Source organism: Methanococcoides alaskense (genome assembly GCF_027594145.1).
Taxonomy (GTDB): domain Archaea; phylum Halobacteriota; class Methanosarcinia; order Methanosarcinales; family Methanosarcinaceae; genus Methanococcoides; species Methanococcoides alaskense.
On the sequence record NZ_JAQFFK010000006.1, the window covers coordinates 29,796 to 56,544 of the forward strand.

The following is a 26,749-nucleotide window of genomic DNA, read 5'->3' on the forward strand; positions in this document are numbered from 1 at the left end:
TGAATTGCGTAAACAGTTGTTTGTTCTTGGTTCTGATATATATTAGTAGTATCAAAACGTATATCACAATATGCGGAAATCCTACAAATTCCGTCTGTACCCAGCCAAAGAACAGGAGATTGTTCTGGTCAAAACTCTGGACGTATGCAGATACATCTATAACGAGTTTCTTGCGGACAGAAGGAATGCGTATGACAGATGCAACCAAGGTTTGACGACATTTGACCAGATAAATCAGGTCAAGTATCTTGAACTCAATACCGAAGTATTCTCACAGGTCAAACAGGATGTTTTGCGAAGACTTGGAAAATCATTTGATGCTTTTTTCAGAAGGTGTAAAACGGGTGAAACCCCGGGATATCCAAGGTTCAAAGGGAAAGACAGGTAAAACAGTTTCACATATCTTCAATCGGGTTTCAAGATCGAAGGTACTAAACTGAAATTTTCCAAGATAGGGAATATCAAGATCAAACAGCACCGAGAGATAGAAGGCAAGATCAAGACATGTTCCATCAAACGTGAAGGGGATCAATGGTATGCAGTCTTTTCTGTTGACATGGGTGCAAGTCCTGAAAAGATCAACTCTGTTACATCTATAGGAATTGATGTCGGGCTTAACTCATGTGTCACGTTGAGCAATGGGGAACAATTCGATTCCCCTATATATTACCGAAAGTCAGAGAGATCTCTTGCAGTTCAACAAAAGAGACTGAGCAAAAAGAAGAAAGGTTCATCAAACCGTCTTATACAAAAACTCAAAGTTGTTAAGGTTCACAGAAAGATACGTAACCAAAGACTTGATTTTAACCATAAGTTGAGCAGGGCTCTTGTCGACAGGTTTGACTGGATAGTGTTCGAAGATCTGAGCATCATGAACATGGTTAAGGATCATCATCTTGCAAAATCAATACATGATGTTGCATGGGGTCAACTTATCCAGATGGCAAAAAGCAAAGCGGAAAAGGCTGGCAATTTTGTCGAATTGGTTAACCCATTCAACACATCACAGGAATGCAGCGGTTGTGGAAACATCGTCAGGAAAGGTCCATCGGTTAGGATTCACAAATGTCCTGAATGTGGGCTTGAACTTGACAGAGATGTTAATGCAGCGATCAATATTCTTAATCGATGCACCGTAGGGACTACGGGAAGAGCCTGTGGAGTCATGGATGTTGGTCTGGGCTATGAAGTAGGAAGCCACTCATTTTAATGGGTGGTAGTTCACTATAATCCTGCAAAACCTTAATGCTGAATCCCCAAAATTTTAGAAATCTGTTTAAAATTTTGAATATTATTAGCATAGTAGGTGCGCACATTGTCGCATATCTGGAAATAATATTAAGAAAATGTAGATGAATCTAAAAAATATATAATTAAAAATATGCGAATGATACGCCTTCTTTTAATGTATTGACTAAATTCAATAAATATTATTTAATAGCATACTAAATAATTATATATTTGTATAAAATATTAGGTATTTTTAAACACAATGTTTGAGATGTCCTCGCAATTTATAATAAAGCTTATATATATCGTGGTGCATCCATTCCAAAATCATAGCTATATGCTGTGATACATAAGGATTTAAATATAATAATCGCATATCTTAAATTGGGTACTTAATGTACTTTATATATAATTGGTACGGTGATGGACATGATTAGCACTGGTGGAAAGCTATTAGATGACTCTAGCGAAGAGATTATCGATTCGTTGAAGAGTTTGGGAATGACACGCAACCTTGCGACTACTGTAGCCTATCTTTCAAATGTGAGCGAATCCTCATCTCAAGAAATAGAGATGAAGACTGGACTCCGTCAACCGGAAGTTAGTGTTGCAATGAGGTCAATGCGCGAGCACGATTGGATTTCGGTCCATAATGAAAAGGTTACAGGTAAAGGTAGACCCACGAAGATCTACACTTTGAAAACACCTTTCAATGATATTGTAAAACATTATGAGGCAAAGGTCCAAGAAGAGAACGATGCAAGAATGCGTATAATAGATAAATTAAAGGATCTTGCAAAATAAAGGATATCCAATAAGGATATCCAACTTTTATTTAAATCATTACTTTTTGGCTAAATCGTATTGATCAGCTTTGCTTTTAGCCGCCGGATATCGCTTTTAAGATGGTGACCGTACCTTCGACAACTATATCGTCGATAGGAACAGCTTTTCCATCATTTAATAAAATAACAAGTTCCTGATTGATATCCATAATATTCAGAAGGTCCTCATACGTAGAATCATCAGGAACGTTTATCATCTGTCCATCCGGGTTATCAGGAAATATCTTGACTTTAATTGTTGTGCTCAATCTAGTACTTCACCACCCTCTCCCTTGAGATCGTCGAGGTTTTCGTGTATCAATTTATCATCCAAAAGCTCAACCTTTTTTACGCCTTTACGTTCAGAATCACGTTTGTTAAATTTAGACATACATTTCACCTCAGTAAATAAGTTGTATCGTATAGTAATTAATCTTTTCTAACCCCCGGACCCATCGAACTACTTTTAATACTAATTAAAATAAGGCACTTGCAAGTAATCTTTAAGTTATATTAGACCCGAACTGACAACTATGTTCAACACATTGATCTTCGACGCAGATGGCGTCCTTGTGAACTCTATGCTATTTCATGCTGATGCATGGATACAGACCTTCTCTGAAGTTGGCATCGATGTGGTCAGGCAGGAGATCTATGATATAGAAGGTTCAAACTTTGTAGGAGTTATCGAGCTTGTTTTTAAAAAGGCAGGAAGAGAAACAACTACTGAACTGATAGAAAAATTACGTATGAGAAAGCGTGAACTTTTCTTCCGATATGAAAAGGTAACTGCTTTCGAGGGTATGTATGATTTCCTAAAAGAAAAAAAGGACAAGTACAATTTGGCTGTTGTTTCAGGTTCTGACCGACCCATAATCGATAAAATGTTCAATAAACTCTATCCTGACATATTCGACCTGCTGATCTCAGGTGCTGACGTCACCCATGGAAAGCCTCACCCTGAACCTTATCTTAAGGCTGTGGAAAATTTTGGCGTAGAGAAAGAAAAATGTCTTGTTATCGAGAATGCGCCACTGGGAGTAGAATCCGCAAAGAACGCAGGCCTTTATTGCGTTGCTGTATCAACCCACGTTGACCCAAAAAAACTTGAAAAGGCAGATAAGGTCTTTAATGATCACAGTGAACTTCTGGAATTCCTAAAAGAGCTGGATATCAAAAAAGAATGAAAGGTGGTGTGGATATCACACCAGCCTTATAGTTTCAAGGTTTGTAAGTGCCCGGGTCTCCAGACGATATTTTTTATGCAATGAACTTGCAAGATCGATGCATGAGCGTTCATCACCATGCTCAGTGAAAACACGTTCTGGTTGTGGTTTCATCTTCTTGAAGTATTCCATTAACTGTTTTCGATCAGAGTGACCGGAGAAACCATCAACTACCTCAACGCCCATATTCATCTTTACAACCTCAGTTCCGTTCTTGGATGAAACAGGTATCTCTTTCCAGCCTTTCTGGATACGTCTTCCAAGGGTACCATCTGCCTGATAACCGACAAAAACAAGCGTGTTGTTAGGGTCAGGTGCAAAAGCCTTGAAATACTCCATAACAGGTCCTGCGTTCATCATACCGGAGGTAGAGAGGATCACACATGGATGCGGGTCTTCTATGATCTTCTTTCTAAGCTCGTTCGAATCTACCGGTTTGAAGCATTCTGCAAGGAACGGGTTCTGGCCTTTCTGGAATATGAGCTTCCTTAGGTTATTGTTCAAATATTCCGGATATGTCGCATGGATCGCCGTTGCTTCCCAGATCATACCATCGAGATAGACAGGAACATCATCGATGATCCCTCTCCTGATAGCATCTTCAAGAACTATCATAACCTCTTGGCTTCTTCCCACAGCAAAGGCAGGGATCAGCACGATACCTTTGTTATCCAGAGTACTCTTTATGATCTGCTGAAGGTTCTTCTCGGCTTCCTTTAGTGATGGCTGTACTGCCGAGGAAGCACCGTATGTAGATTCGGTTATTACGGTCTCGACACGCGGGAACTTGTTCACTGCAGGATCGAAAAGCCTGGTAGGGCCATATTTGTAATCACCAGTGACAACTACGTTATGTAATCCGTCACCGATATGGAAATGTGATATTGCGGAACCGATAATGTGTCCTGCATTATGGAATGTCAGCTTGACATCAGGAGCAATGTCTGTAACTTCTTCATAATCAAGTGCAATAGTATGTTTGAGTGCATCACGCACATTTGTGGATTCGTACGGAGGCTTCTTACCCTCCTTTGCAGCAACATCGATGAAATCAAGCTGCAAAAGTGTCATTATATCCCTTGTAGGGGATGTACAATAGATAGGACCTTCGTATCCGTATTTGTAAAGTAGCGGAACAAGTCCCTGATGGTCAAGGTGTGCATGTGTGATCACAACAGCATCTATCTGGTTAAGTGGCTGGACTTCCGGCAGATAGAGGTATGGTGTCATATTATCATCAGAACCAACGTTCACACCACAATCGATCATTATCTTGGATTCCGGCGTTGATAATAGGAAACAGCTTCTACCAACCTCTTTACATCCGCCAAGAGAGGTCACCCTGACCCAGTGGTCCTTGGAAGTACATTCCCTGTGAATGTTACGGCCTACAGCCTTGAGTATTTCCTTCCTATCCTTATGATTGGTACGCATGAACTCTCTGATGTTCTTCACGGTCCTTGATTTAATTGGAGGTGTACGAACCACTTTAGGGGTCCAACCGATCTTTTTCGTGATCTCACGGAGAGTCTCACCATGCTTACCTATTACCAAACCCGGTTTTTCCGCTTCGATAACAACTTCCCCTACATCAGGATCAAAATGGAAATTTGATAGAACAGCATCTTTTGGAACGGTATCCTTTATCTTCCCAATAGCTTCTTCGGGAGATACCAATACTTTAGGATCCGGACGAACAACGATCCTTGTACGTAGGGTTTTCGCGAGAGTTCTCACGATCTGGCCATTGTCTGCAAAGTCCTTTGGATCCTCAGTATAAACAACGAGTTGCGGTCCTTCAAATTCAACACTGGTTATAGTTGTGTTGTCTGGGACCTTTTCTTCAATTTTCTTTTTCAGATCCGCTAATACGTCTTCTATTGCCATTAAACAGCCTTCCTATTTCAAAAAAGTTAAAAAAATATTATAGTATATTAAAAAAATGTGTGAATTGGACCATAACTCGAAAGAGCAATGGTCCTTTTAAGATCAGTTCAATAGTTCACGCTTTTTCATAACCTCTTCAGGGTCTAGTCTTTCATAATTGTCCTTTGTGATCACAACAACATCAATGTTTTCGCCTGATGCTGAATCTCTCTTCATAGCATTGTGAAGAGCACGGATAGCAAGATCAACGCCTTCCACTACGGTCATATCCTCAGTGTAGCGGTCTTCAAGAACACCGTAAGCCATTGGAGAACCGGAACCTGTTGAAACTGCCCTTGTCTCCTCGATACTGCCTCCGAGAGCATCGAGAGAATAGATAGCAGGACCGTTCTTATCAACGCCACCAATAAGCAACTGGACCATAAGTGGATAATATCTCTGACCGCTAAGCATATTCGAAAGAAGAGTGGTAATACCTTTGATAGTTACCGATTCCTGCCTGCGCATCTTAAAAAGCTTGGATTCCACACTTATAATACGTACAATCTGCTGAGCATCACCTACAGAACCCGCAGTTGTCATTCCAACCATATCATCTATTTGATAGATCTTCTTTGCGGTCTTACTTGCAATAAAGTGACCCATGGTTGCCCTCTGTTCAGTAGCAAGAACTACACCATCTGTGCAGACTATACCTACAGTAGTTGTACCTTTTAAATGCTTATCATTATCCATTAATTATACCTCATAGCAAAAAACGAGAAAATCAATAGGTAAAAATGTGTTTTGCTTCCCGCAATACAAACCCTCTTTGGGTTTTTTATTATATAACTGTTTCCATCCATATACACAGTACTACATAAGATCAATAAGAACCAAGCTCATCAGCAAGAGCCTGCACCCTTTGGATAGCTTCCTCGCCCATACCCCTGTCACGCATTCGCTGAATACATCTTTCAAGCGGAACACGCTCATCACTCATTACAAGATTATCCGCATGGGCTACGATCTTCTCTTCGGTACTTATTGGAAGATGATCAACTTCTGGAAGGCCCATGGCTTTTGCTTCCTCAGAAGTTATGCCTGCACCGATATGATTTCTTATGATATGGATGATACGAGGGTCAAGACCAAGCCCTTCCCCAATTGAAGCACCTTCAATAGCATGCCTTATGTCATGTGTGCGTGACCTTCCGATATCATGCAGAAGAGCACCCACTTCAACAAGCTGGACATCGACCTTATGCCCTTTTTTTTGAAAATCGCGTGCAATGTTCACAGCAATCTCTGATACGACCTGACAGTGCCGAATAACGTTGTCTGCACAACCTTCATCTTTAAGCAATTTTAGTGCATCAAAAGCTGATAGCATCTTTAGCTGCTCGCTTCAAGCGCATCGAGCCTATCACGCAGCTTTTTAACCGTTTTTGAATTGTCTTCGAACATCATGTCCTCACCGCAAACCGGACACATGAACTCACTCTTGCTGGCTTCTTTGAACTCGAACCTTACACAACCTTCCGGACATGTGTAGAATACACTATCAACCTCAAAATTATATCTCATTTCAAGGTTCTTGACAATCCTTTTCTTTTCCTTCACCAGATGTGATTCAATATCACTAAGATCCAACTGCCAGAGGTAAGTAAGCCATCCACTGCTGGAATCCCTTTCCCTCCTGCAAACGGCAAGATTGTTCTCATTCATAATGAAAAGGGTCCTTCTGACGATATTGAGCATTACACCAGAGGCTTCAGCGATCTGTTCATCGGTGACCTCACCTTCCGGCATATTCTCTATCATCTCTATCCCCTCTTCACCTATCAATTGCAGTAGATAGCCCCGGACGACTGGATCATTTGAATCTGTCACTAATATCACCTTGTAAATAAGATAGCATGAATAGATAAATACGTTAAGATTAGGTTTCTTAGGTATTTTGTTATTTATAGCTAATCCACAAAAACACAGATAAGTGTTTTTTTAGCCAATTTTTGTATAAATATTATCTGGCAGCTTCGTAACAAAATCCAACTTTATTTAATTTATAGTCTGATCATTTGCCTTTAAAGCTTGATAGCATAAGCAGTTCACTTAAATATATCCTTTAAAATACTACGCATTTCGAGTGTATTTCCCACGACATCTTCACGCGTACCACCACTGCAAAGAATAGAGGTCAGAGGATCATCCGGGAGGGCATCATAACCCGCAGTGGGAATATCAGCAATAGACATGTCCTTTATCTTATCACATATCGGCTCATTGATGCTAACTGCACTATCAGCATACATGACCGCCCTTATTGCATATTTTAGAATATCAGGCGTACCTGTGGGAAGGATGCCATCGAAGGACTTGACATGCATATCAAAAATATTAATACCGGTTGCCATTTCCACTGAATCAAGACTTCCCTGGAACCTTGCGTTCAGCTCTATCACGAACGGACCTTTATCCGTCAGCAAGAAATCCACCCCATTCGACCCAATCAGTCCAAAGTTCTCTGCTATCTTTTCCGAGATCTCATACATCTGACCGGTATAAGGTGTCCTGTAAGGTGTGATATTCCCGCAATATGAGAACGGCAGACTGGAAAGCCAGGGTACGCCTATGAGCTGCTCATTGGCTGCGATAGGAACTGAGTTCGTCCCATTGGCAATAAGCGAAACACTTGCAGGAAATCCAGAAAGGAATTCCTGTACCATAATATCAGCGATGTCCAGTGTTGGGTCAATAAGAGGTAATTCTTCAAGAGCGCTGTTCAATTCCGATTCGTTCTGAACTACCCTATTCAACCTTCCCCCACCTGCACATTTTGGCTTGACCATTAGAGGATATCCAATATCTTCCGCTTCATCGACAATACCGGAGACCGGATGCGGTATCCCCATAGACTCCATCTCTTTTGCAAAGGAAGATTTGTCAGATACCTGTTTCATAACAGCAGGAGCATTGTTCAATATACTGCAGGAAAGACCGGAAAGGTCAAGTTCTTCAAAGCCTGACCCCAGAACAATAGCATCAGGAAAGGCATCGAAACTATCGATAAGTTCGATAATGACCTTCCCATCGATATTTTTTATGTCGATACCATCACATGTTAGAAGTGCTCTGGAATCGACTGTATTCTCCTGAAGGTCCTTATCACAGAATGCATCGATGGCATAGACATTATAACCTGCCTTAGATGCTGAACAAGCAATATTTCGGCTGCTATATCCGATAATAAGCACATTCTCCAGAAACGGACACCACCTTAGAGTTTATGCTCGCTATCCTCAGGCAATGCGAAAAGCCCTTGTTCAGTGCTTATTACAGGAATCTCACTGCCTGCTGAAGATGAAAAGAACATTGGTTTTTTCAATGTGACCGTAAGATATGTAGTTGGGTCAAGTACCATAATATCATCACCCTCCACAGCTACAAGGACCGCAGCCACCGCATCTTTACGGTTAGCGATAAGTTTAGCTCCTTTCAGATTATCCGTTTCGACCAGGAACCGTGAACCTGTTGACAGAGAGATACCCTTGGTATTCTTACCAGAGTTCTTGATCTCTATAACATCACCCTTAAAGAGGATGATATCACCAGACATGAATTCCGGCAACCTCATCGCATAGGTCATTCTGTATATGTCCTTGCCTTCCTTGTGACTATGCAGAGTAGCTGATTCTGTAAAACTGCCACCAAGCTCATTGGAGATGTTCTTACATATATGCCGGCATGCATTGCAAGAACCAAGATAGAGATCGGTACCATCCTTTGAATCGCTGCTGTTGGTTATAAAGGCAAGCCGATCTCCCTTCTTCCATAACTTTTCTACCATCAAAGCAGAGATCATCTTGCAGGAATCGATCTCTTCTGCGGTTGGGAGTCTGTTAGTTGCCCTTATCTGTAAAATACCTTCAAAATAACCGCCTGCCATGCGACTACATCGGTCACATGCTCCACGTACCACACGCACTTCGGCCCTAAGGTCCTGATGGAGTGATTCACCTTCCACCATGGCATCGACCTCTACCCTTACCTTGTAAAAATGAGGGGTCATCTGGTGGGGGTTGACATATATCTCGACATCATTAGCTTCGTTGTGTACCAAAAGTGCATCTTCTACAGTCCTGATGACTATCTCATCCAGGTCACCCTCATCCCTCCATTTGTTCCTGTCGAATCGTGCGCCACATTTTGCACAGATATTTGCATGAAGAACAAGTGGAAGCTCAGCTAAAGTAAATGTTTTTAAAAAGCATTCCCTACAAGTGTTCTTGTAGAGTTTTTCCGTTTTCGCCCCACATTTTGGGCATAAGATCTGACTCATCAAAGGTCTGAATGGTCAGTAGTTGGATATTAGTCTTTTGTACACTAAGGTTTGCAGGCCAGGCACATTAACTTGAGATATTACTCTAAAAAAAGAATTTGGATATTAAATATAATACCCAGGATTATTTTTTGAATTTTGTCAATCCAGAGAACTTCTGCTTTAACTTCTGTGTGAACAACGGTCGCAAGTTCCAGAGAAGCTTCTTGTTCGCCTTGAAAAGTGCTGCTATGAAATCGATCAGGTCCATCTTCTTGAAATCGACATCCTTTATAGACCCTGCAAGTGAATCAAGGTCTTCATCCGACAGACTGAAAAAAGTCTCCTTAACGATAAGATTATTGGCAATTTCATTACCAAACGAACCACGCCAGCGTCTCTCGTATTCCTGAAGCATCGTTTCAGACACATCGTTCTGAGCAATAGCCTCAGCTGCAACCTCACCGGCATACATCCCCGCATCCATTGCATTGCTAATGCCGCCACCAGTGAAAGGATCAGATTGCCTTGCAGCATCCCCGACAAGCATCAGACCGTTGGCGATGGTCTTTTCGATGGGACCACTTGCAGGAACTGCACCTGCTACGTGCTCAATAATAGAACCGTTCGGATAGTTTGTCTCAACGAACTCGGTCAGGTATTCAATGGGTTTCTTCTTTCCGGAACGACTGCCGAGCATGCCAATACCCACATTTGCCATGTTATTTCCTTTCGGAAACAGCCAGACATATCCACCAGGTGCCACTTTGTTGCCCATGTAAAAATAACAGGAGTCCTGGTCAATGTCAACTCCACTTACAAGGAACTGAGCACATGTTTCAATATGAGATGGCTTCAATGACGTATCGATACCTGCCCATCTGCCAACTTTGGATTCCACACCATCGGCACCAATGACAAGCTTAGAACGAATTGAATAGGTCTTGCCAAGATGCATCATCTCAACACCACAAACAGTTTCGCCCTCGATGATAAGACCGGTGACCCTTGCCTTTACCATGATATCCACACCTGCTTCACCACTCAGTTCCACAAGAGTACGGTCAAATATCTTCCGGTCCAGGACATAACCAACCTCAGATCCAGCATCCACCTCAGCCATTGTTAGGGTTGTACCGTTGGGTGAAATTATCTTGGCACTACTAACCTCACCACACACCCACTTCTCATCCGGTTCAATGTGCTGTCTCAACCTTTTTTTACCAACACCTTCAGCACATCTTACAGGTTCCCCTATCTCTTGGCGTTTCTCGAGCATAAGGACAGAGAGTCCTTTTTTAGCAGCTGTTGTCGCTGCGATCGAACCTGCGGGGCCGGCACCTACAACTATTAGATCATATTGGTCTTTCATCATTCACCCATAAAAAGGTCAATTAATTGAATTCAAGCTTCGATAAGATAGGTCCTGTTCCTATATTCAAACCGAATAAAGCTTACAGGCGGTGATACAAACAGTTATTTTATTTAAAAATATTGTACACACATCGTTATGTTACGCACAGATTTTAAAATAAAATAAAATGAGCTTTGGGTATCCTTAAAACATCGTAGCTATTTAATCTTTTATCTACAAGCATAACAGAGTTTGTTAGTTAGGAGTTGCTCACCCAAATTGAATGAGTCGGATTAAAAATCCGATTTCAAAGGAATTCGTGGGTTCGAATTTATCCCCTCTAACAATAGTGAGGGGTAATAGGTAACGTGAAAAAACGGAACTTTTACAATAAAACGTATCTGTATCTAATTTGTTTAGAAAATAAGTAAAAAGAATTACATTTAATCATTTTTTTGAATTCTGAATGTGATTCCATCCAGAAAATAATTCTGTTGCTGAATCCCACCATTTTTCAAAAGGAGGCATTTTATTAGTAATGTTAATTTCAGAAAATTGACCTTTGTAAATTGAATTAATTGGAGGAACATTGTAGATGAGATCCTTGGAAATTATCCACCTATCATGTATATCATGAAAAGTACCTTTGTCTAATATAACTCTACATTCGGCATCAATACCCCGATTTTTCATCTCTTCTTTAAATCGTTTAAAGTCGTTTTTCATTTTTTCATCAATGTGGGGGTTGCCAGTCAAAATTTTGATGTGTTCGACCTTATTTGCATCAACTGATTCTACCAATGGCTCAAACCCTTTTGCTCCAAAGTGTTTGTCAAGCCACCAAATATAACCATCACATTCAGCTAAAATTTTCCGAAGATGCATGACATTTGTGAAAGGTTTTTCAGGAGCAATAAATAATGATTTTGTAGAAATATTTTCGATAAGGGGATTATAAAGTATTTTAATCAAACCTGATTTCTTGTCGTAACTTATAATATTACATTTGTTCAAAATAAATAAAAAAGAGCCTAAATTAACCTTTTTTGATGAATCGAGTATTTTTTCAACATGGAGTAGATTTAGGATGTTATCTTTGCTAATGTTGGTCTTTCCCCACATTATCTGACAAATCATATGAACTGGTTTTGTTTTTTTTAGTGCACAGGATAATGTCTCAAATGCCTGGTCTTCATCTGCCAATACAAATTTTTCAGTATAATATGACTTTCCAATATCAGTAAGATTACAATTTTTGTCAATGAAATAAATACCTTTTAGAAATGATAATGAAGTATCTAACTCTGATTGGTTATAGGAAAGATCTTTGTTCGATGCAATATCAAAAAAAATCTTTTCTACTTTTGTCCAAGGGTGTGTTAATATTTGAGTCATTCCTGATCCTTAAGTGAAGATATTATTGCGTCCAATTTGCCTTTGATATCATCTGGAGTCATATCTGGAGTAATTTCGAGGCTGATTGAAATATCGACATTGATATTGGTAGAGGCTGATGGATTATTAACTTTAAGGGTTGCTATTAGTGGTTCCTGATCTACTGTTTCAATGGAAGTTTCTTTACGGATTGATTTTATTGCACTTGTAAGTGAATCATTATCATACAACTTTTCAGTAGATTTTTCAGGAACATCGGTTTTTTCAGATATATCAAATCCATTGCTTAAAGTAACCATATCATCATCAGTACTTGTTAATAAATTTGCAAAAACCAAATAATCAACCAAAATTTTTAAGTTTCGTTGATGTTTTGGTATTTCTGCTTTTGCAGCATGTGCAAACTCATGTACCATATCTTTAAATGAGGCAGAATCGTTAATCGCTAGATAAGTTTCAGCTTTCTTATAAAACCACGAATCAACAAGTATTTTCTTTAAGATTTGTTTTGCTTCATCTGTTCTATCATACATTAGCTTATCAGCAAAATTATAACCAACCTCTGTTAATTCATAGTAACTATTTTTTGGACTTTTTATTAAACCTATACTTTCAAAAAATTTTAGGTCTGAGCTAATTGATGTATTAGAAAAACCAAGAGAAGTTGGTGAAAAATCCTTATATGTAACAATGCCATTTCCATTTCTAGTCAGCATAAAATGTGTTATCATTATCTTTCTATGATTTTGATCAATTTTCCCATTTGGCAAAGGATACTCCAATTTAGTTACGTTTCTTGTTCTTTTTTTTGAAGAATCGGCGCTTGGATCTTCAGATTCCAAATTTAAATTGACATCGTCCATAGAAACCATAAGTAATCATGATCCTTATAAAATATAAATTGATCTAAACATTCAATTTATTAATCATGTTGTAAAATAAATTAGTTGCATCACAAATATGCTAGACTTATTAATTTAACTCAAACACACATCTCAATTATTTGAATAAATATATTCAACCAATCTCTTCACTGCCGGAGTACTCAAATTCAAATCTCCATTCACCCTCATTCTTTCCTTAATCCCCTGAAACCTGCTCCTAGAAACTCCCCAAATTTCAGCCTGTTTTTGAGACAACTCAAGTATCTTTCTCATGATTTCTTGTTTATTAACAAACTCCTGAGCCTTCTTCACATCCAATTCCTGTTCATCAATATTGTTGGCTTCTTTCCCAATGTAAACAACACCATCAGCATGAACACGCTTCCTTTCAAGAACTCCAGTATCATCATCAAACTTAGATTCAAGCAGAAAATACATTATTAAGATAAAACATTCTGCAGCATAAGTATCTTATTAAGATACTCACAAAAACCCTTAAGTACCACTTCCACCCTCCAATCCAACAATGTCATACTCTACCAAAACTCACAGTTTACGCAATGTGCCTGTAGTAGTGGTAGTGTTATTAGCTTGAGCAAAGAAATATTCTGGCTCAAGTGCGCTGTTTTTGGTTAATTTACTGATTAGTGTATCTTGTGCTGGTGTTTCTTTCCACGGTGATCTGAAATGGAAGAAATGAATGGAGCAGAAGTCCTTGTAAAATGTCTGGAAGACCTTGGGGTCAAACATATCTTTGGATATACGGGAGCGGCAATACTTCCGGTATTCCACGCCCTTGAGAAGAGCGACATTGAGATAGTTGTAAACTCCAACGAGCAGTCCTGTGCATTTAGTGCAGCAGGATACTCACGTTCAAGCAACGAGGTCGGTGTAGCCATAGTCACATCAGGTCCTGCAATAACCAATACTCTCACAAGCGTTGCTGATGCCTATGGTGACAGCATTCCTTTGCTTGTATTTGCAGGTCAGGTTCCAGAGCATAAGATAGGCACCGACTCATTCCAGCATATCAGTGTCAAGGGCATATTCGGGGATGCAGCCAAGAAGGTTATTCAGCTATCCAATGGCGATGACATTGAATCCATAGTCAAGGATGCCTACTACTTTGCAAGATCAGGAAAACCCGGGCCTGTTGTCATAGACGTTCCTCTGGATAAACAGCAGAAGCTCCATGAATATATGGGTATGAATATTCTGAGATTCGAGGAAAGCTATCACGATGATCGACATCTCAGTGATGAGCAATGCGAGGAATTCTTCCAGCTATTGGCAAAATCCAGCAGACCTTTGCTTTATCTTGGAGGCGGTCTGAACTCTGAAGCAGGAAGCCAGGCTATCAGGGAGCTTAACGAGCAACTTGGAATCCCTTCAGTTAACACACTAATGGCAAAAGGTGTAGTTGACGAAAGAGATGACATCAACATGGGTATGCTGGGAATGTTCGGCACTCCATACGCCAACATGCTCATTCAGGAGAACGACTTCTTCTTTGCCATCGGAGTCAGGTGGGATGATAGGGTTGCTGAAAAGGTCGGTTTTGCAATCGGTACTGATGTAGCCTACATTGACATCAATCCCGAAAAGATGCACCAGATAAAGATCGAGCGTGCTCCAAAATTCACATTCATAGGTGATGCACCAACAGCCATACGTGACCTCATGAATTATGCTAAAAAGCAGAACATCAGTCTGGATATCAAACAGTGGCAGAAGCGTGCCAGATTCCTCAAAAGCTCATGGCCTCTGGACTATAACCGTGAATCCGAATACATCCAATCTGCCGAGGTCATGGCTCTGCTGGCAAAGTACATTGATGAGAACACAAGGATAACAACCGGTGTCGGCAACCAGCAGATGCTCGCAGCACAACATTTGTCCATGCAAAAGGAGAAGTCATTCATGAGCTCAGGATCATTTGGAACAATGGGATTCTCCATGCCAACGGCTATTGGTGTTCACTATGCGAACCCTAATGCAAGAGTTATATCAATAGACGGTGATGGCAGCCTGAAAATGAATCTTGGGGAACTCCACACTATAGCTTCCCTTGATATGCCTGTCAAAATACTCCTGCTAAACAATCAAAGCGATGGTATGGTTCAAAATCTTCAGGATGCAAATTATGATGGGATCAGGACAGCTACCCAGCGGCAAAAGGATGTTCATTTTGCAGATATTGCAAGTTCCTTTGGCTTTAATTATGCAAAAAGGATCAGCGACAGAAATGATCTGAAACAGGGACTTGAAGATTTCCTAAATTCAGAAGGACCGTGTTTCCTGGAAGTTTGCACAGACCGGGAAGAAGTTCTCTATCCGAAAGTTCCAGCAGGTGGAGCCTATAAGGACATGATACTGGGACCATACATAAAACAGATATAACTAAATGATTAAGGAATGAGAGCAGAAATATTCATTTCTGCAACTCAATCGCCTTCTTTTTCATTTCCTGCACTTTCACATCATCAGGCTTGAGCTTCAAAGCCTCATAAAAAGAGGCTATAGCCGCTGGCTGATCTCCAAGCCTTGATAGTGCAATACCCTTATTCTTCCAGACAATACTCTGCCTATATCCCATCTTAATGAGCTTATTGAAACAAGTTAATGCCATTTGATTCTGTTTAAGCTGCAAACAGGTTATTCCTTTATTCAAGAGAGCTGGAGCATTGTTTGGATTAATTTGCAGAGCAGCTTCAAAGCATTCAAAAGCTGCTTCATGGTTCATTTCTTCCTTTTTTCACTCGGAAATTGCCCCTGGTTAGAAAATTGCCCAACTTAATTGAAGTTCATTCTGACGCACTGCATGATCTTAGAGAATTTCATGAGATATGGAATAATATGGATGAAAAGTTTACTCTAGAAACATGAATAACGAAAATTGAGATGTTAAATTGAAATTATTATAAATCTACAATTTCGGACAATTTTTGAAAATCTAAAACTTTATAAAATTCGGAGTATCTTAAATTTAAGATACCTATTACCCTCTAACAATAGTGAGGGGATACAGGTAATTAAGAAAAACGCCACTATTTAATTAAATATTAAAAATTGATGTGTCATTAGTTTTTTCAAATTCCAATTTTTCTTGTTTTTTTTATTACGTTGTTTTTAGTAACCTGTTCCATTGGAAATTGCTACTTGATTAAGTTCATATAACATTACAAACAAATTATTAGTAAGCATAGTTTTATTTACCTGACAGAATACTTATGATGGGAAAATGGAGGTTGAAAGATGAGTGAAATCTTAGAAACAGCAAGAAAATTCTATGAAGCATGTGAAACCGGAAAGGGCTGGGAGGGCTGTAAACAATATTGTCATCCCGATGCAGCATTCTCTGCCCAGACAGCTGTATTGGATGGAATTGCCACAGTGGAAGGATATGCTGACTGGATGAGAGACTTACTTACCCCACTGCCAGATGGCCATTATGAATTGCTTTTCCTTGCAGAAGATGAGGAAAGAAATAACGTTGCAGCGTGTGCTGTATTCCACGGAACTCAGACTGGCCCAGGGGGCCCTGTGCCTCCAACTGGAAAAACAGCGGCAGCTGACTATGCCTATCTGATGCAATTTGAAGGGAGTTTAATCAAGAACATGACCAAGATCTGGAATGATACGATAACCCTCCAGCAGATCGGCTGGGCATAAATTCTGAAATGTTTTTTGAGAAAAGGGCTAACGTCCTCTTTCTCATTAATTAATTTAGCAATCTCTTAACAGCAACCGTATTAAAGTTAATATCACCATTCTCAAGTATTCGGTTCTTAATTCTCTGGAAAGTCTTCATATCAACCCCCCATTCCTCAGCTACCTTTTGAGGCAGGTTGAGTATCTGTTGAACAATCCACTTTTCGTTAATGAACACCGAGCTTGCTTTACATCCAATTCCTGTTCATCGATATTGTTAGCTTCTTTTCCAATATAAACAACTGAATCAGCATGAACCTACTTTCTTTCAAGCACTCCAATCTCACCCTCGAACTTATACTCAGGGTGTTCACCATATTGCATTATTGTTCTGCTCAATGGTTTGAAATAATAAGATCCTTCCTTGATATCCCCTGCCTCATAATCGATGAATGGCTCATAAACAATACTCTAGGGATCATTTGAATAAGGAGATAGTTCCGTGAATAAATTGCATAATCTCTCGGAAATTTGAGCTAACATTTTTCTAATAGTTATAGTATATTTGCATTTACTCAGAACTAAGTAGGCTTAATTGAAGGCAGTGAGAAAGAGTAAACAATAATCCCATAACTTCAATAAATTTTTATATGGGACAGAATAGAATTACTTCTATTAATGTATTTTAGAACTTATATTACATCATCTAAATGTTCAAACAATGATGAATCTGACAACGAAATTCCCGTATCTTTAACGGTAACATCATTTTCTTCATATAATGCAAAGTACCCTTAGAGAACCCCATTTGTCGGCTAAGTCAGAAGGATTACTCCCTCTTTCTCGCCTAAGAACTGTACATGAGACTTTCACCTCATACAGCTCAAGCATCTCTTAACCTTTACAGGCAACAGTTATTGTTTTTGGATTAGTAGCATGATGTTGTCTATGACAGTGAACATGCACGTAAGCTAAGTTTGACACAATGTAATCTTTATGATTTCCATTCTTGTGATGTAGAGGTCTTTCTTCTGCATCAGCACTAATGTCAATTGGTAGATTACAAATGTGGCATTTGCCTTTTTGATTAATCCAAACTTTCTTAAACATTCCAGATAATTTACTAGCACCTTGATTGAACTTGCGTTCAACAAAGTATTCTTTGTCAGTATAAGGGTTTTTATCCAGAGATAATTTTGTATGTCTAACTATCCTTTTGTCTGATAATAATTTAAGTTGGTTTCTTGTTGTTGAAAATACCCATTTCCTCGTTCCTTTGGTATGCCAATATTTGTCAACGATCCAAGTTCTTGATTTCATGGGGTGTCTTCTCTTAGCCCATTTCCAAAGTATGTTCCATAATTTGTAATCTATTAAGTGGAATGTTTCTTTGGAAACCACTCCTTGATGGTAATTTGACCATCCAGTAATGATTGGGTTAAGGGTGTCTATTAAAACTTCTTGTGTCCAAGATTTTCCATCTTTGATAGTATTACTGATTTTCTCAGTTACTTTCTGAATGTTTTTCTTAGACGGTTTTATAAGAAGTTTCCCTTTGTATTTTCTAAAATTCCAGCCTAAAAAGTCAAAACCATTATCAATATGAGTAATTAAAGTCTTTTCATCAGACAGTTCCAGACCTTTATTTGTTAGGAAATTTTTCAATCAATCCTTTAACTTCTTCTGCTATTTCCTTTGTATTTGCAGTAACAATGAAATCATCCGCATATCTCACAAAATTTACTTTGTGTTTATTGCTTTGATGTGCTGTCATTCTTCCACTTTTACCTCGATGGTATTTATCAACCAATAAACTTTCAATTCCATCTAAGGTCATGTTAGCCAATATTGGTGATATAATACCTCCTTGTGGTGTTCCTGCTTTTGTTGGAAATAGAGAATTTTTATAAATGAATCCTGCTTTAAGGAATTGTTTAAGAATTGATTTATCCATTAGGATGTTGTCAAGTAACCATTGATGACTAATGTTGTCAAAACAACCTTTAATGTCTCCTTCCAGTATCCATTGAGCAGAATTATTTCGACATGTGCATCCGAAGATTTGTCCACATGCATCATGAGTACTTCTGGATTTTCTAAATCCAAAAGAACGTATGTCTGCTGTTTCTTCTGCAATTGGGTTTAATGCCAAGGCATAAAGTGACTGCATAGCTCTGTCATGCATGGTTGGAATTCCTAAAGGTCGTTTCTTATCTTTCCCATATTTCTCAATAAATACTCTTTTTAATGGTTTTGCCTTGTATTTCTTATCAGTTAATCCAAGTACAGCTTTCATCTTAGAGACAGGTGTATTCCACAATTCTCCATCGATTCCTGCTGTTCTTTTACCCTTATTCTGAATTACCTTTCTGACAGCTAACAGTTTAGCGTAGTGAGAATGGGTTAGCAAATAACTTAGTCTTTTAACTAAATTCCAATTTCCTTTAATAACCGCTTTCGTAATCCTGACTTGTATTCTATTAACATGTGATTCAACAGTATTCCAATCAATGTTGTTCCAGTTGGACATGTCTGTAAGGTTCTCATCATTTAATTCGGCATAACCACTAAGGGCTGCTGCTTCATTATTTGGTGTATTTGAATGACTTACATTCATAGTTATACCTTCATTCTTACGTTTCGATACCATAGAGTAAGTCTGCATCCTTTCGAATCAGGGCAAATTCTGAACCCCTATACATACCATTACAGTCTGTCATTCGCTTTCTACTCCTTTCCTTTACTCTCTATGTCATTGTCCTTCCTTACGGAATTCCTACCCCGAAGGGAACATATAGGGCTTACCAAGTTCTATAACATGAATAATTGTGAATACCTTAGAAGCCATCTATAAACCGAGAACCATTCGTCCATTTCCCATTATGTGGAAAAAGCCATAATGGTCTGATTCTATACCTTTTGGTTCAAGCGTGTCAATCTATTTTTTCGCTTGTTACTGATTACGGTTCTTACAATGGTTCAACTTTCGTTTCTTCATAGTATTCTTATCCTAACAGATTGTTTAAGTTAGATTCCCAAACTTCTCCATATTGTCCTATGAGCTTCACACCCTGACGTTACCATCAACGCATGTCATAGTAGGATTATCCCAAATGGAAGGGACAGCGTTTCCGCAATTCATGGTATAACTTTCTTGTCGCACTCTTCCATTCAGTATAGGACATGTCAATGATCTTCTTCCTCAACAGATCAGAGTCATCCCTTTATTCATTTGCCATATAGAATGGAGTCAATCTTGCTTTACCATTATCAATTGCAAATAATGACCACATGTCTTCGTTCATCATCCTTTGTATCTGATACAAACATATACAATGGACTTTTTATTATTAAATATTAATATAATCATTGAATTCTTGCATCTGCAAACATTCACGGTATCATGCAGAAAAATATCTACGGTGCACCTACCATATCAGACGATACTATCGATATTCCTGTAATGTATTTGTTCACTATATATCAGACTCCATCAAAATATTTAACCTAAACTTAAGCTACAAATACTATAGCATATGTTTTTAATGAAGAGAGCTAATTTTATTAAAACCTAAAATAGGTTTTACCCAGCTTTTATTTTTATTGTAGAAATACCGCATATTACCCCATAAATAAAAAAAAATAGTGTTTGTGATATATTGAGTGGAAAAATAAAGTCATTATTACTTGTATTGCTAGTTGCAATAAGCCTTGTTGGTGCAGGATGTGTCCAGCAGGAAGATGGAACACCCTCTGAAGAAGCAGAACCTGTCATTATTGGTTATCCTCCATGGGATGATACGAGGGCAAATACCTTTGTGCTAAAGCAGGTACTTGAGTCTGAAGGATATAAAGTTGAAACTGTAAACGCTAATCTTGGAGCTGTTTATCAGGGAGTATCACAGGGAGATATCGACCTCTTTGCCGGTGCATGGTTACCGACGACCCAGGGATTGTACTGGGACAAATATGAGGATGACCTTGATTACGTCAAGAACATAAGCACCGGTGCAAAGATCGGATTGGTCGTTCCAACGTATGTTACTATTGACTCCATAGACGAACTTAATGAAAATAAGGACAAGTTCGAGGGAGTTATACAGGGAATTGAACCCGGTGCAGGAATAATGGCAACTACTGAAGTTGCAATTGGAGAATACAACCTTGATTATGTACTAAGTGCAAGCAGTACCGTTGGAATGGTAATTGAGCTGCAGGATTCAATAGATAATGAAGAGTGGATGGTTGTAACACTCTGGCAGCCACATTGGGCATTTTCACGCATGGACTTAAAATTCCTGGAAGACCCGGAGAATGTCTATGGTAAAGGTGACAATATTGTTCTCGTGGCAAGAAAAGATTTGTCTGAGGACAGGCCAGATGTCTATGAAATTCTTTCAAGATATGAAATGGAGCTCTCTGATATAGAATCCATCATGCTGGACCTTGATCAGGGATTGACTCAGGAAGAGGCAGCAGCAAAATGGATAGAGAACAATCCTGAAAAGGTAAACGAATGGCTGGGAGAAGAATTATAACTTCTCTCTAATTTCTTTTTTTATTAATTTGTACATAGCATACAAGGATTAGAAGTGATCATTTCCTACGGACATTTTTGTATCTTTTTTATTTGAGGATTTCTACAGAACCATTATGTTAGATAGTTATATATGCTTTCCAATATATACTCTTTATTGTAAATAATTATATTCAGGAAGTGATATGTTGGATTATGAAATAGGTTTAAAGAACTCCTGGAATGTTGTGAAAGATAACCTCGTAACATTTATAGTTGGTTTATTGATAGCCGCTGTAGGCTCAATATTGATAGTTACCATTGCACCTCTTGCCTATGGTTTTACTTCCATGGCAGTAAAGGGAGCAAGGGGAGAACAAATCGAGATATCTGATGTCTTTGTAGGTTTCAACAAGGACGATTTTATCAGAAGCTGGACATTCATGCTGATCTATATAGTGATTGCCGCAATACTCGGGCAGATAGCATCCATACTCAGCACAATAGTAGGAATACTGTTCATGTTTACAATGCCATTGCTTGTCATTAAAGGATATAGTGGCATTGAAGGAATAACAGAAAGCATAGAGATTATAAAGAAAGTCCCTGTTGAAAGTATAATCGTTTATGTTATCATGCTTGTTCTCAACATGATCGGTGCATTCCTTTTGGGAATTGGCCTGCTTGTGACAGTACCTATCAGTACAGTATTCTTGGCAAACGCAACATTCGAGCTTTCCGGAGAATAAGTTAAAGTAAATAGTATATCAGCTCTGTAGAAAACCTACTTTGCATTTTATTTGAGGATTTCTACAGAGCAAAATTTTCTATAACTCCCTGATATTCATTTTTTGCCATATTTGCCAATTTCAAGAGTACCCAAATAGGTCTTCGATTCAACGTATCTGAATGTTTCTATTTCTTCTTTTTCGAATTTGGCACGCTTCACAAGAGCCTCCAAGGTTGGCCATTCCTTGATACCAATATAATCCCACTCTTCGTTTGACCAACGGCAGTCGATCAGCATCGTTTGTTTCATCCCGAGTCCATCCATATTCTCGCGGTCCTTATGCATGAACTCCATCTTTTCCTCTTCAGACAGGTCAACAAATGTTTCCTTGATCTTGACGAAATACATTCTTATGATAGGTTTTTTCTCATCCATCTTACCACTCCTCCACCTGATCTAAGCAGCGTAACTGCTCATATGAAAATGGCACATAACATACATATAAAGTTTACGAACTCATTCCGAACCCAAACATCATTTATTTTAATTGATTCCCTGAAAAAGATTTATTCCAACTCCAAGGTTTTTGCCGAACTTCTGCCGTGGTTTAGGATGCATGTTACCACCATGAATTCCAGTAAAAAACACAAGGATAAGACATTTCCCACATTCAATTTTATATGGAAAGGAGGATAGATAGAATTTAACGCATTAAGTAGACTATTACTGTGGAGCATTAAATGAAAAATTGAAAAAAGAATTAACTTAAGGTTGAGATGTTGGTAGAATATACCGCACTCAATGCCACTATATTTCACATACTTTTAATGGAAGTACTAATCTAGCCTGAAAATTCAAGTCAGATCAAAATATACCTTCGAATTTTTGAGCATATTCCCAGATCGTTCAAAGGCTTCTAAAGCTTCCTCATGACGACCTAGATCATCAAGAACTTTACCTTTGTTAAGCCATATATCTGCATTATTTGGATCCAGTTCTATTGATTGATCAAAAGCTTCTAAAGCCTCCTCATGACGACCCAGATCATCAAGAGCATTCCCTTTATCAAACCATAAAGCAGCGTCATTTGGATCCAGTTCTATTGATATGTTAAAGGATTCCAAAGCCTCCTCATACCGGCCTAAATTACCAAGGATGGCACCTTTGTAAAACCATAAAGCAGCATCATTTGGTTCTAGTTCTATTGATCGATCAAAAGCTTCTAAGGCATCCTCATGACGATCTAAGTTATCAAGAGATTTACCTTTGTTAAACCATAAAGCAGCATTATCAGACTCTAGCTCTATCGATCTGTTAAAGGCTTCTAAGGCATCCTCATCTCTGCCTAAATTTCCAAGTATAACGCCTTTTTTAGACCATAGAACAGCATCATTTGGCTCTAGTTCTATTGATCTATTAATGGCTTCTAATGCCTCTTCATAACGACCTAAATTATCAAGAGCCCTACCTTTGTTAAGCCAGGAGCCAGCATTATTTGGATCTAGTTCTATTGATCGATTAAAGGCTTCTAAAGCAGCTTCATGACTGCCTGAATTACCAAGAGACTTACCTTTGTTGAGCCAGGAATCAGCATTATCTGGTTCTACCTCTGTTGATCCCTCTGAAGTATCTGAGGCTTTAAGTCCAGCAATTTTGTCTAAAGAGATAGAATCTATTGTTTCTTGTTCTAAATTTGGCATGAAATTCTGAAACTCCTTTTTACTCTTTCATTCACATTTATTGGTTGAACTGCACTGAATAAAATACTAAGATCAACGCAATATCATAAGTTATGATTTAAAAATTACTATTTTGATATATAAGATGTTTCTAAAAATTATTACATTATACTGCACTAAAAGCAATTATTAGACCAAGTGTAAAATATAGAACTTAGAATTATTCGAACATATTCACACAATATATTTTCGACAGCAATTTCCTTCGCACGACAGAGAAAAGAAGTTCGAATAATCTCGTGCACACTATCGTTTTTATAATTATAATCGGTTTTTTATTATCATAGAGGTGATGAGCGTAGCCCTCCCCTCGACACGCGCTCCAGAAGCGTTATCTGATAGTCTGGCAGTCACAGTAGCTTGCCTTATGCCAAGTATCAGTACAAATATGCTCAAGATCCCATACTTCTCATTGATAGTCACGGGAATTATTATGTTTGTCAGCGTTAATCGCAATGTCCTCAAGTGGAATATTAAAATGGGACCCCTTCAGAAGGAAGAGGAAGATTAAAACTAAATCTACTGCCAATGCCAAGTTCACTTTCGACCCACACATTGCCACCATGCATTCTTATTAATTTCTTGACGAGTGCAAGACCAAGACCTGTACCTTCATACTGGCGATTTGAAGCTGAATCTACCTGTGTAAAGGGCTTAAAAAGATCACAAAAAGCAGATTCCGGAATTCCGATACCGTTATCTTCAACTTTGACAACTAAATTGCCAGCATCCTGTTCTACCCGGACCATTACCTAACCGCCTTCAGGTGTGAACTTTATAGCATTGGATACCAGATTGAAAAGGACCTGTTTTAATTTCAGCTTGTCAGCATGAATGCAAATATCATCAGCTTCTATGCTCATATTCAAGCATAATTTTTTATTTTGTACAAGAGGAGAGACAATTGATTCCACATCATTCAACACACCTACAAACAAAATATTTTCAGTCTGAAGCTCCATTTTATCAGCCTCTATCTTTGAAAGGTCCAAAATATTATTGATAAGAGCCAGCAAATGTGTACCACTTTTTGATATGTTGTTTATATATCGCGTTTGTTTTTCATTGAGAGGTCCCACATCAGTATGAATAAGAACATTTGAAAAACCAATGACCGCATTCAGAGGAGTTCGAAGTTCATGGCTCATATTAGCCAGAAATTCACTCTTTGTCTTGTTTGCAACCTCAGCAATGTGTTTGGCTTGAATTATCATAGCTTCTGCTTTTTTCCTTTCAGTCATATCGACAATGATACCCTGGAAGCGAGTTGGATTCCCTGAATTATCGGTCTCTATCAATGACGTTTCATTGACCCAGTGAATATTACGTTCACTATCCAGAATCCGATATTCTTTTTTAAATTCATGACTCTTGTTTTTGATGTATTCTGAAAGGGATATAAGATAATCATCGATATCCAGAGGATGTATTATATCCTTATAGAGAAACTTCTGAGACATGAGATATTCTGCCGAGTATCCGAACTGAGAGATATTATCCGATACGAATTCAATCGGAAAACCATTTTCCGAATTTCTGAGGAATGCAACTACCGGACTGTCCCTATAGATAGCCTTCAGATTTTTTTCCTTCCTCATCAGCTCCGGAGAAGAGCGCAGATGTTTCCTGTACTTTTTACTAAGCAGATCCGCCAGATATGTCCACGTACCATTCTTTTTCAGGATGGTGTGCCCCCTATCGTCCATCAGATCGAAAACTTCAGAAGAGGAAAAGGATTCCAGAGGGCAAGTAAACAGAGTTGTAAGCTCGATAGCTGAAGTTGAAGAGATTATCAACTCCCTGCAATATCTGAGAAAAGGAAGCATTTGGCCTTTGTCTGCAGTAAGATCGATATTAACCCGCAATCCATTGAATCCATTTGCAATAGCATATTTCTGTTTCTTTTCCAGAAGTTCTATTATAACATCACAAAATATCTCAGCATTTGAAAGTAATGCAGGATCTACAAGGACATGATCGAAATTAGAGGAACATGATCTCTGGCTAATGAGTGCTATCTTTTCCTCAAAAAAAGCGTTCGAATAATCATATTCATTTATCTCAGGAGTTATCCAGATACAAAAATCATTGCGTTTAGAACCTGAATTTAAAAATGATGAAACAAAATCAATTACATCATCATCATTTTTGTACACAAGAGTAATATGCCCACCATGTGGAACTTCTGATAGAGATAAATCCATTTTTCCGAAATAATCTTGCATGATATTACCAACCGTATCATCGATCGCATAAATTCATAGATGAAGAAAGAACTATAAATCCAAAACAACTTTACCTTACATATATCAAGTTGAGTGACTGTAAAGATTATATATAAACATATCTTCAGCCTTTTGTCTCGCATTATTTCGAAAAATGATAATATAATTAATATATTGGATCTTATCCTAACTATTAGTCTCCCGAAATTCTAATAACCGATACACACCATCCCACCTCTCATGACCCTTTTATCCAAAAACGAATTGAGAGAACTTGTACTTGCAAATCCTCCACTTGTCGAGAACATGATCGACATGGATATCCAGCTTCAGCCAAACGGTGTTGAGATGACACTTAAGGAAATAAGAACTATTGAAGGTCCGGGTGCGGTTGATTTTGATAATTCCGGCAGGAGACTTTCTGAGGGCGATACAATCGAGTTCAATGAGGACGGGTGGATACACCTCGAGCCAGGGATATACAAGGTGCTTTTGAACGAGATCGTGAACATACCAAAGAACCTTGCAGCAATAGCAAAACCAAGATCTACACTGATAAGATGTGGAGCTACCCTTGAGACTGCCGTATGGGATGCCGGATACTCAGGAAGGAGTGAGTGTATGTTAGTTGTTCACAACAAGGACGGGTTCGATCTTAAAAAGGATGCACGGATAATGCAGCTTCTTTTCTATCATCTTCACACAGAAGTGGAAGAAGGTTATAGCGGACGTTATCAGAATGAGAACATCTGAACTTCAGATGTTTGACATTGCATTTACCAGAAAAG

29 protein-coding genes are annotated in these 26,749 nt (G+C 38.7%); 10 read left to right on the plus strand and 19 right to left on the minus strand.

Going from position 1 to position 26,749, the window contains the following annotated elements; all coding sequences use genetic code 11:
* Positions 1-70 precede the first annotated feature (70 nt).
* The 3 genes from PBV53_RS09370 (at position 71) to mreA (ending at position 2,034) form a co-directional block, all read left to right on the plus strand.
* Positions 71-388, plus strand: coding sequence for a helix-turn-helix domain-containing protein (locus tag PBV53_RS09370; RefSeq protein WP_270096925.1), 318 nt, complete (start codon positions 71-73; stop codon positions 386-388).
* Positions 389-466: 78 nt separating this feature from the next.
* Positions 467-1,210 (plus strand): RNA-guided endonuclease InsQ/TnpB family protein, encoded by a 744-nt coding sequence (locus tag PBV53_RS09375; RefSeq protein ID WP_270096962.1) that lies wholly within the window; start codon positions 467-469, stop codon positions 1,208-1,210.
* A 449-nt stretch (positions 1,211-1,659) separates the two neighbouring features.
* A complete protein-coding gene (gene mreA / locus PBV53_RS09380) occupies positions 1,660-2,034 on the plus strand; it encodes an MreA family transcriptional regulator (RefSeq protein ID WP_270096926.1) in 375 nt (124 codons plus the stop codon).
* A gap of 76 nt (positions 2,035-2,110) precedes the next feature.
* Here the strand turns inward: mreA and PBV53_RS09385 are convergent, their stop codons facing one another.
* Together PBV53_RS09385 and PBV53_RS09390 are read right to left on the minus strand one after the other, a co-directional pair.
* Positions 2,111-2,323 (minus strand): ubiquitin family protein, encoded by a 213-nt coding sequence (locus tag PBV53_RS09385; protein ID WP_270096927.1) that lies wholly within the window; start codon positions 2,321-2,323, stop codon positions 2,111-2,113.
* Positions 2,320-2,445, minus strand: a complete 126-nt coding sequence (locus tag PBV53_RS09390; RefSeq protein ID WP_256367460.1) for a hypothetical protein — start codon at positions 2,443-2,445, stop codon at positions 2,320-2,322. Before PBV53_RS09390 ends, PBV53_RS09385 begins: the two co-directional genes overlap by 4 nt.
* A 142-nt stretch (positions 2,446-2,587) precedes the next feature.
* On the opposite strand from PBV53_RS09390, the gene PBV53_RS09395 reads away from it, so the two are divergent.
* Entirely contained in the window at positions 2,588-3,241 is a 654-nt protein-coding gene (locus tag PBV53_RS09395) for an HAD family hydrolase (RefSeq protein ID WP_270096928.1), read from the plus strand.
* Positions 3,242-3,256: 15 nt separating this feature from the next.
* Here PBV53_RS09395 and PBV53_RS09400 read toward each other — a convergent pair whose 3' ends face one another.
* From PBV53_RS09400 to PBV53_RS09445, 10 genes are all read right to left on the minus strand, one after another.
* Positions 3,257-5,167 carry a beta-CASP ribonuclease aCPSF1 gene (locus PBV53_RS09400; RefSeq protein ID WP_270096929.1) on the minus strand — a complete coding sequence of 637 codons (1,911 nt, stop codon included), beginning with the start codon at positions 5,165-5,167 and terminating at the stop codon, positions 3,257-3,259.
* Between the two features lie 102 nt (positions 5,168-5,269).
* The gene (psmB, locus tag PBV53_RS09405) at positions 5,270-5,902 is read right to left on the minus strand and encodes an archaeal proteasome endopeptidase complex subunit beta (protein ID WP_270096930.1); all 633 of its coding nucleotides are present in this window, start codon (positions 5,900-5,902) and stop codon (positions 5,270-5,272) included.
* Between the two features lie 130 nt (positions 5,903-6,032).
* Positions 6,033-6,539: a TIGR00295 family protein gene (locus PBV53_RS09410; protein WP_270096931.1), complete on the minus strand. Its 507-nt coding sequence runs from the start codon at positions 6,537-6,539 to the stop codon at positions 6,033-6,035.
* 2 nt (positions 6,540-6,541) lie between these two features.
* On the minus strand, positions 6,542-7,039 hold the full coding sequence (locus PBV53_RS09415; RefSeq protein WP_270096932.1) for a transcription factor: 498 nt from the start codon (positions 7,037-7,039) through the stop codon (positions 6,542-6,544).
* Positions 7,040-7,257: 218 nt separating this feature from the next.
* The gene (locus tag PBV53_RS09420; RefSeq protein ID WP_270096933.1) at positions 7,258-8,403 is read right to left on the minus strand and encodes an ATP-grasp domain-containing protein; all 1,146 of its coding nucleotides are present in this window, start codon (positions 8,401-8,403) and stop codon (positions 7,258-7,260) included.
* Positions 8,404-8,426: 23 nt separating this feature from the next.
* Positions 8,427-9,488: a 60S ribosomal export protein NMD3 gene (locus PBV53_RS09425; RefSeq protein ID WP_270096934.1), complete on the minus strand. Its 1,062-nt coding sequence runs from the start codon at positions 9,486-9,488 to the stop codon at positions 8,427-8,429.
* Between the two features lie 124 nt (positions 9,489-9,612).
* Positions 9,613-10,839, minus strand: coding sequence for an NAD(P)/FAD-dependent oxidoreductase (locus tag PBV53_RS09430; RefSeq protein ID WP_270096963.1), 1,227 nt, complete (start codon positions 10,837-10,839; stop codon positions 9,613-9,615).
* 429 nt (positions 10,840-11,268) lie between these two features.
* Positions 11,269-12,216 (minus strand): hypothetical protein, encoded by a 948-nt coding sequence (locus PBV53_RS09435; protein ID WP_270096935.1) that lies wholly within the window; start codon positions 12,214-12,216, stop codon positions 11,269-11,271.
* Complete coding sequence (locus PBV53_RS09440) at positions 12,213-13,079, minus strand: hypothetical protein (RefSeq protein ID WP_270096936.1); 867 nt, start codon at positions 13,077-13,079, stop codon at positions 12,213-12,215. The genes PBV53_RS09435 and PBV53_RS09440 overlap by 4 nt, the downstream gene beginning before the upstream one ends.
* Positions 13,080-13,211: 132 nt before the next feature.
* The gene (locus PBV53_RS09445; protein ID WP_270096937.1) at positions 13,212-13,538 is read right to left on the minus strand and encodes a hypothetical protein; all 327 of its coding nucleotides are present in this window, start codon (positions 13,536-13,538) and stop codon (positions 13,212-13,214) included.
* A 249-nt stretch (positions 13,539-13,787) separates the two neighbouring features.
* Between PBV53_RS09445 and PBV53_RS09450 the strand changes: the two genes are divergently transcribed.
* Complete coding sequence (locus PBV53_RS09450) at positions 13,788-15,500, plus strand: thiamine pyrophosphate-binding protein (protein ID WP_270096938.1); 1,713 nt, start codon at positions 13,788-13,790, stop codon at positions 15,498-15,500.
* A 31-nt stretch (positions 15,501-15,531) separates the two neighbouring features.
* Here PBV53_RS09450 and PBV53_RS09455 read toward each other — a convergent pair whose 3' ends face one another.
* A complete protein-coding gene (locus PBV53_RS09455) occupies positions 15,532-15,843 on the minus strand; it encodes a tetratricopeptide repeat protein (RefSeq protein ID WP_270096939.1) in 312 nt (103 codons plus the stop codon).
* 512 nt (positions 15,844-16,355) lie between these two features.
* Between PBV53_RS09455 and PBV53_RS09460 the strand changes: the two genes are divergently transcribed.
* On the plus strand, positions 16,356-16,772 hold the full coding sequence (locus PBV53_RS09460) for a nuclear transport factor 2 family protein (protein WP_270096940.1): 417 nt from the start codon (positions 16,356-16,358) through the stop codon (positions 16,770-16,772).
* An 873-nt stretch (positions 16,773-17,645) separates the two neighbouring features.
* Here the strand turns inward: PBV53_RS09460 and PBV53_RS09725 are convergent.
* Both PBV53_RS09725 and PBV53_RS09730 read right to left on the minus strand, forming a co-directional pair.
* Positions 17,646-18,416: a group II intron maturase-specific domain-containing protein gene (locus tag PBV53_RS09725; RefSeq protein ID WP_270095499.1), complete on the minus strand. Its 771-nt coding sequence runs from the start codon at positions 18,414-18,416 to the stop codon at positions 17,646-17,648.
* Positions 18,394-19,368, minus strand: coding sequence for a reverse transcriptase N-terminal domain-containing protein (locus PBV53_RS09730; RefSeq protein ID WP_270095498.1), 975 nt, complete (start codon positions 19,366-19,368; stop codon positions 18,394-18,396). Before PBV53_RS09730 ends, PBV53_RS09725 begins: the two co-directional genes overlap by 23 nt.
* A gap of 1,042 nt (positions 19,369-20,410) precedes the next feature.
* On the opposite strand from PBV53_RS09730, the gene PBV53_RS09475 reads away from it, so the two are divergent.
* Both PBV53_RS09475 and PBV53_RS09480 read left to right on the plus strand, forming a co-directional pair.
* Positions 20,411-21,289, plus strand: a complete 879-nt coding sequence (locus tag PBV53_RS09475; RefSeq protein ID WP_270096941.1) for a glycine betaine ABC transporter substrate-binding protein — start codon at positions 20,411-20,413, stop codon at positions 21,287-21,289.
* 184 nt (positions 21,290-21,473) lie between these two features.
* Positions 21,474-22,016 (plus strand): hypothetical protein, encoded by a 543-nt coding sequence (locus tag PBV53_RS09480; protein WP_270096942.1) that lies wholly within the window; start codon positions 21,474-21,476, stop codon positions 22,014-22,016.
* A gap of 95 nt (positions 22,017-22,111) precedes the next feature.
* On the opposite strand, the gene PBV53_RS09485 is transcribed toward PBV53_RS09480, so the two are convergent.
* On the minus strand, positions 22,112-22,432 hold the full coding sequence (locus PBV53_RS09485) for a hypothetical protein (protein WP_270096943.1): 321 nt from the start codon (positions 22,430-22,432) through the stop codon (positions 22,112-22,114).
* 419 nt (positions 22,433-22,851) lie between these two features.
* The gene (locus tag PBV53_RS09490) at positions 22,852-23,697 is read right to left on the minus strand and encodes a tetratricopeptide repeat protein (RefSeq protein ID WP_270096944.1); all 846 of its coding nucleotides are present in this window, start codon (positions 23,695-23,697) and stop codon (positions 22,852-22,854) included.
* Between the two features lie 331 nt (positions 23,698-24,028).
* Here PBV53_RS09490 and PBV53_RS09495 point away from each other — a divergent pair, with 331 nt between their 5' ends.
* The gene (locus PBV53_RS09495; protein ID WP_270096945.1) at positions 24,029-24,247 is read left to right on the plus strand and encodes a hypothetical protein; all 219 of its coding nucleotides are present in this window, start codon (positions 24,029-24,031) and stop codon (positions 24,245-24,247) included.
* Here PBV53_RS09495 and PBV53_RS09500 read toward each other — a convergent pair.
* Positions 24,210-24,485 carry an ATP-binding protein gene (locus PBV53_RS09500; protein WP_270096946.1) on the minus strand — a complete coding sequence of 92 codons (276 nt, stop codon included), beginning with the start codon at positions 24,483-24,485 and terminating at the stop codon, positions 24,210-24,212. The two genes, PBV53_RS09495 and PBV53_RS09500, sit on opposite strands and share 38 nt — an antisense overlap.
* 3 nt (positions 24,486-24,488) lie before the next feature.
* Positions 24,489-25,961: a histidine kinase dimerization/phospho-acceptor domain-containing protein gene (locus PBV53_RS09505; protein WP_270096947.1), complete on the minus strand. Its 1,473-nt coding sequence runs from the start codon at positions 25,959-25,961 to the stop codon at positions 24,489-24,491.
* Positions 25,962-26,201: 240 nt separating this feature from the next.
* On the opposite strand from PBV53_RS09505, the gene PBV53_RS09510 reads away from it, so the two are divergent.
* Positions 26,202-26,714, plus strand: a complete 513-nt coding sequence (locus PBV53_RS09510) for a deoxyuridine 5'-triphosphate nucleotidohydrolase (protein WP_270096948.1) — start codon at positions 26,202-26,204, stop codon at positions 26,712-26,714.
* Positions 26,715-26,749: the final 35 nt, after the last annotated feature.

Bases quoted from the DNA above. Each gene is read 5' to 3' on its own strand.
- PBV53_RS09370 (WP_270096925.1), top strand. From the start codon at position 71: ATGCGGAAATCCTACAAATTCCGTCTGTACCCAGCCAAAGAACAGGAG.
- mreA (WP_270096926.1), top strand. From the start codon at position 1,660: ATGATTAGCACTGGTGGAAAGCTATTAGATGACTCTAGCGAAGAGATT.
- PBV53_RS09390 (WP_256367460.1), bottom strand. From the start codon at position 2,445: ATGTCTAAATTTAACAAACGTGATTCTGAACGTAAAGGCGTAAAAAAG.
- PBV53_RS09395 (WP_270096928.1), top strand. From the start codon at position 2,588: ATGTTCAACACATTGATCTTCGACGCAGATGGCGTCCTTGTGAACTCT.
- PBV53_RS09400 (WP_270096929.1), bottom strand. From the start codon at position 5,167: ATGGCAATAGAAGACGTATTAGCGGATCTGAAAAAGAAAATTGAAGAA.
- psmB (WP_270096930.1), bottom strand. From the start codon at position 5,902: ATGGATAATGATAAGCATTTAAAAGGTACAACTACTGTAGGTATAGTC.
- PBV53_RS09410 (WP_270096931.1), bottom strand. From the start codon at position 6,539: ATGCTATCAGCTTTTGATGCACTAAAATTGCTTAAAGATGAAGGTTGT.
- PBV53_RS09425 (WP_270096934.1), bottom strand. From the start codon at position 9,488: ATGAGTCAGATCTTATGCCCAAAATGTGGGGCGAAAACGGAAAAACTC.
- PBV53_RS09430 (WP_270096963.1), bottom strand. From the start codon at position 10,839: ATGAAAGACCAATATGATCTAATAGTTGTAGGTGCCGGCCCCGCAGGT.
- PBV53_RS09435 (WP_270096935.1), bottom strand. From the start codon at position 12,216: ATGACTCAAATATTAACACACCCTTGGACAAAAGTAGAAAAGATTTTT.
- PBV53_RS09440 (WP_270096936.1), bottom strand. From the start codon at position 13,079: ATGGACGATGTCAATTTAAATTTGGAATCTGAAGATCCAAGCGCCGAT.
- PBV53_RS09445 (WP_270096937.1), bottom strand. From the start codon at position 13,538: ATGTATTTTCTGCTTGAATCTAAGTTTGATGATGATACTGGAGTTCTT.
- PBV53_RS09450 (WP_270096938.1), top strand. From the start codon at position 13,788: ATGGAAGAAATGAATGGAGCAGAAGTCCTTGTAAAATGTCTGGAAGAC.
- PBV53_RS09455 (WP_270096939.1), bottom strand. From the start codon at position 15,843: ATGAACCATGAAGCAGCTTTTGAATGCTTTGAAGCTGCTCTGCAAATT.
- PBV53_RS09460 (WP_270096940.1), top strand. From the start codon at position 16,356: ATGAGTGAAATCTTAGAAACAGCAAGAAAATTCTATGAAGCATGTGAA.
- PBV53_RS09730 (WP_270095498.1), bottom strand. From the start codon at position 19,368: ATGAATGTAAGTCATTCAAATACACCAAATAATGAAGCAGCAGCCCTT.
- PBV53_RS09480 (WP_270096942.1), top strand. From the start codon at position 21,474: ATGTTGGATTATGAAATAGGTTTAAAGAACTCCTGGAATGTTGTGAAA.
- PBV53_RS09485 (WP_270096943.1), bottom strand. From the start codon at position 22,432: ATGGATGAGAAAAAACCTATCATAAGAATGTATTTCGTCAAGATCAAG.
- PBV53_RS09490 (WP_270096944.1), bottom strand. From the start codon at position 23,697: ATGCCAAATTTAGAACAAGAAACAATAGATTCTATCTCTTTAGACAAA.
- PBV53_RS09495 (WP_270096945.1), top strand. From the start codon at position 24,029: ATGAGCGTAGCCCTCCCCTCGACACGCGCTCCAGAAGCGTTATCTGAT.
- PBV53_RS09500 (WP_270096946.1), bottom strand. From the start codon at position 24,485: ATGGTCCGGGTAGAACAGGATGCTGGCAATTTAGTTGTCAAAGTTGAA.
- PBV53_RS09505 (WP_270096947.1), bottom strand. From the start codon at position 25,961: ATGCAAGATTATTTCGGAAAAATGGATTTATCTCTATCAGAAGTTCCA.
- PBV53_RS09510 (WP_270096948.1), top strand. From the start codon at position 26,202: ATGACCCTTTTATCCAAAAACGAATTGAGAGAACTTGTACTTGCAAAT.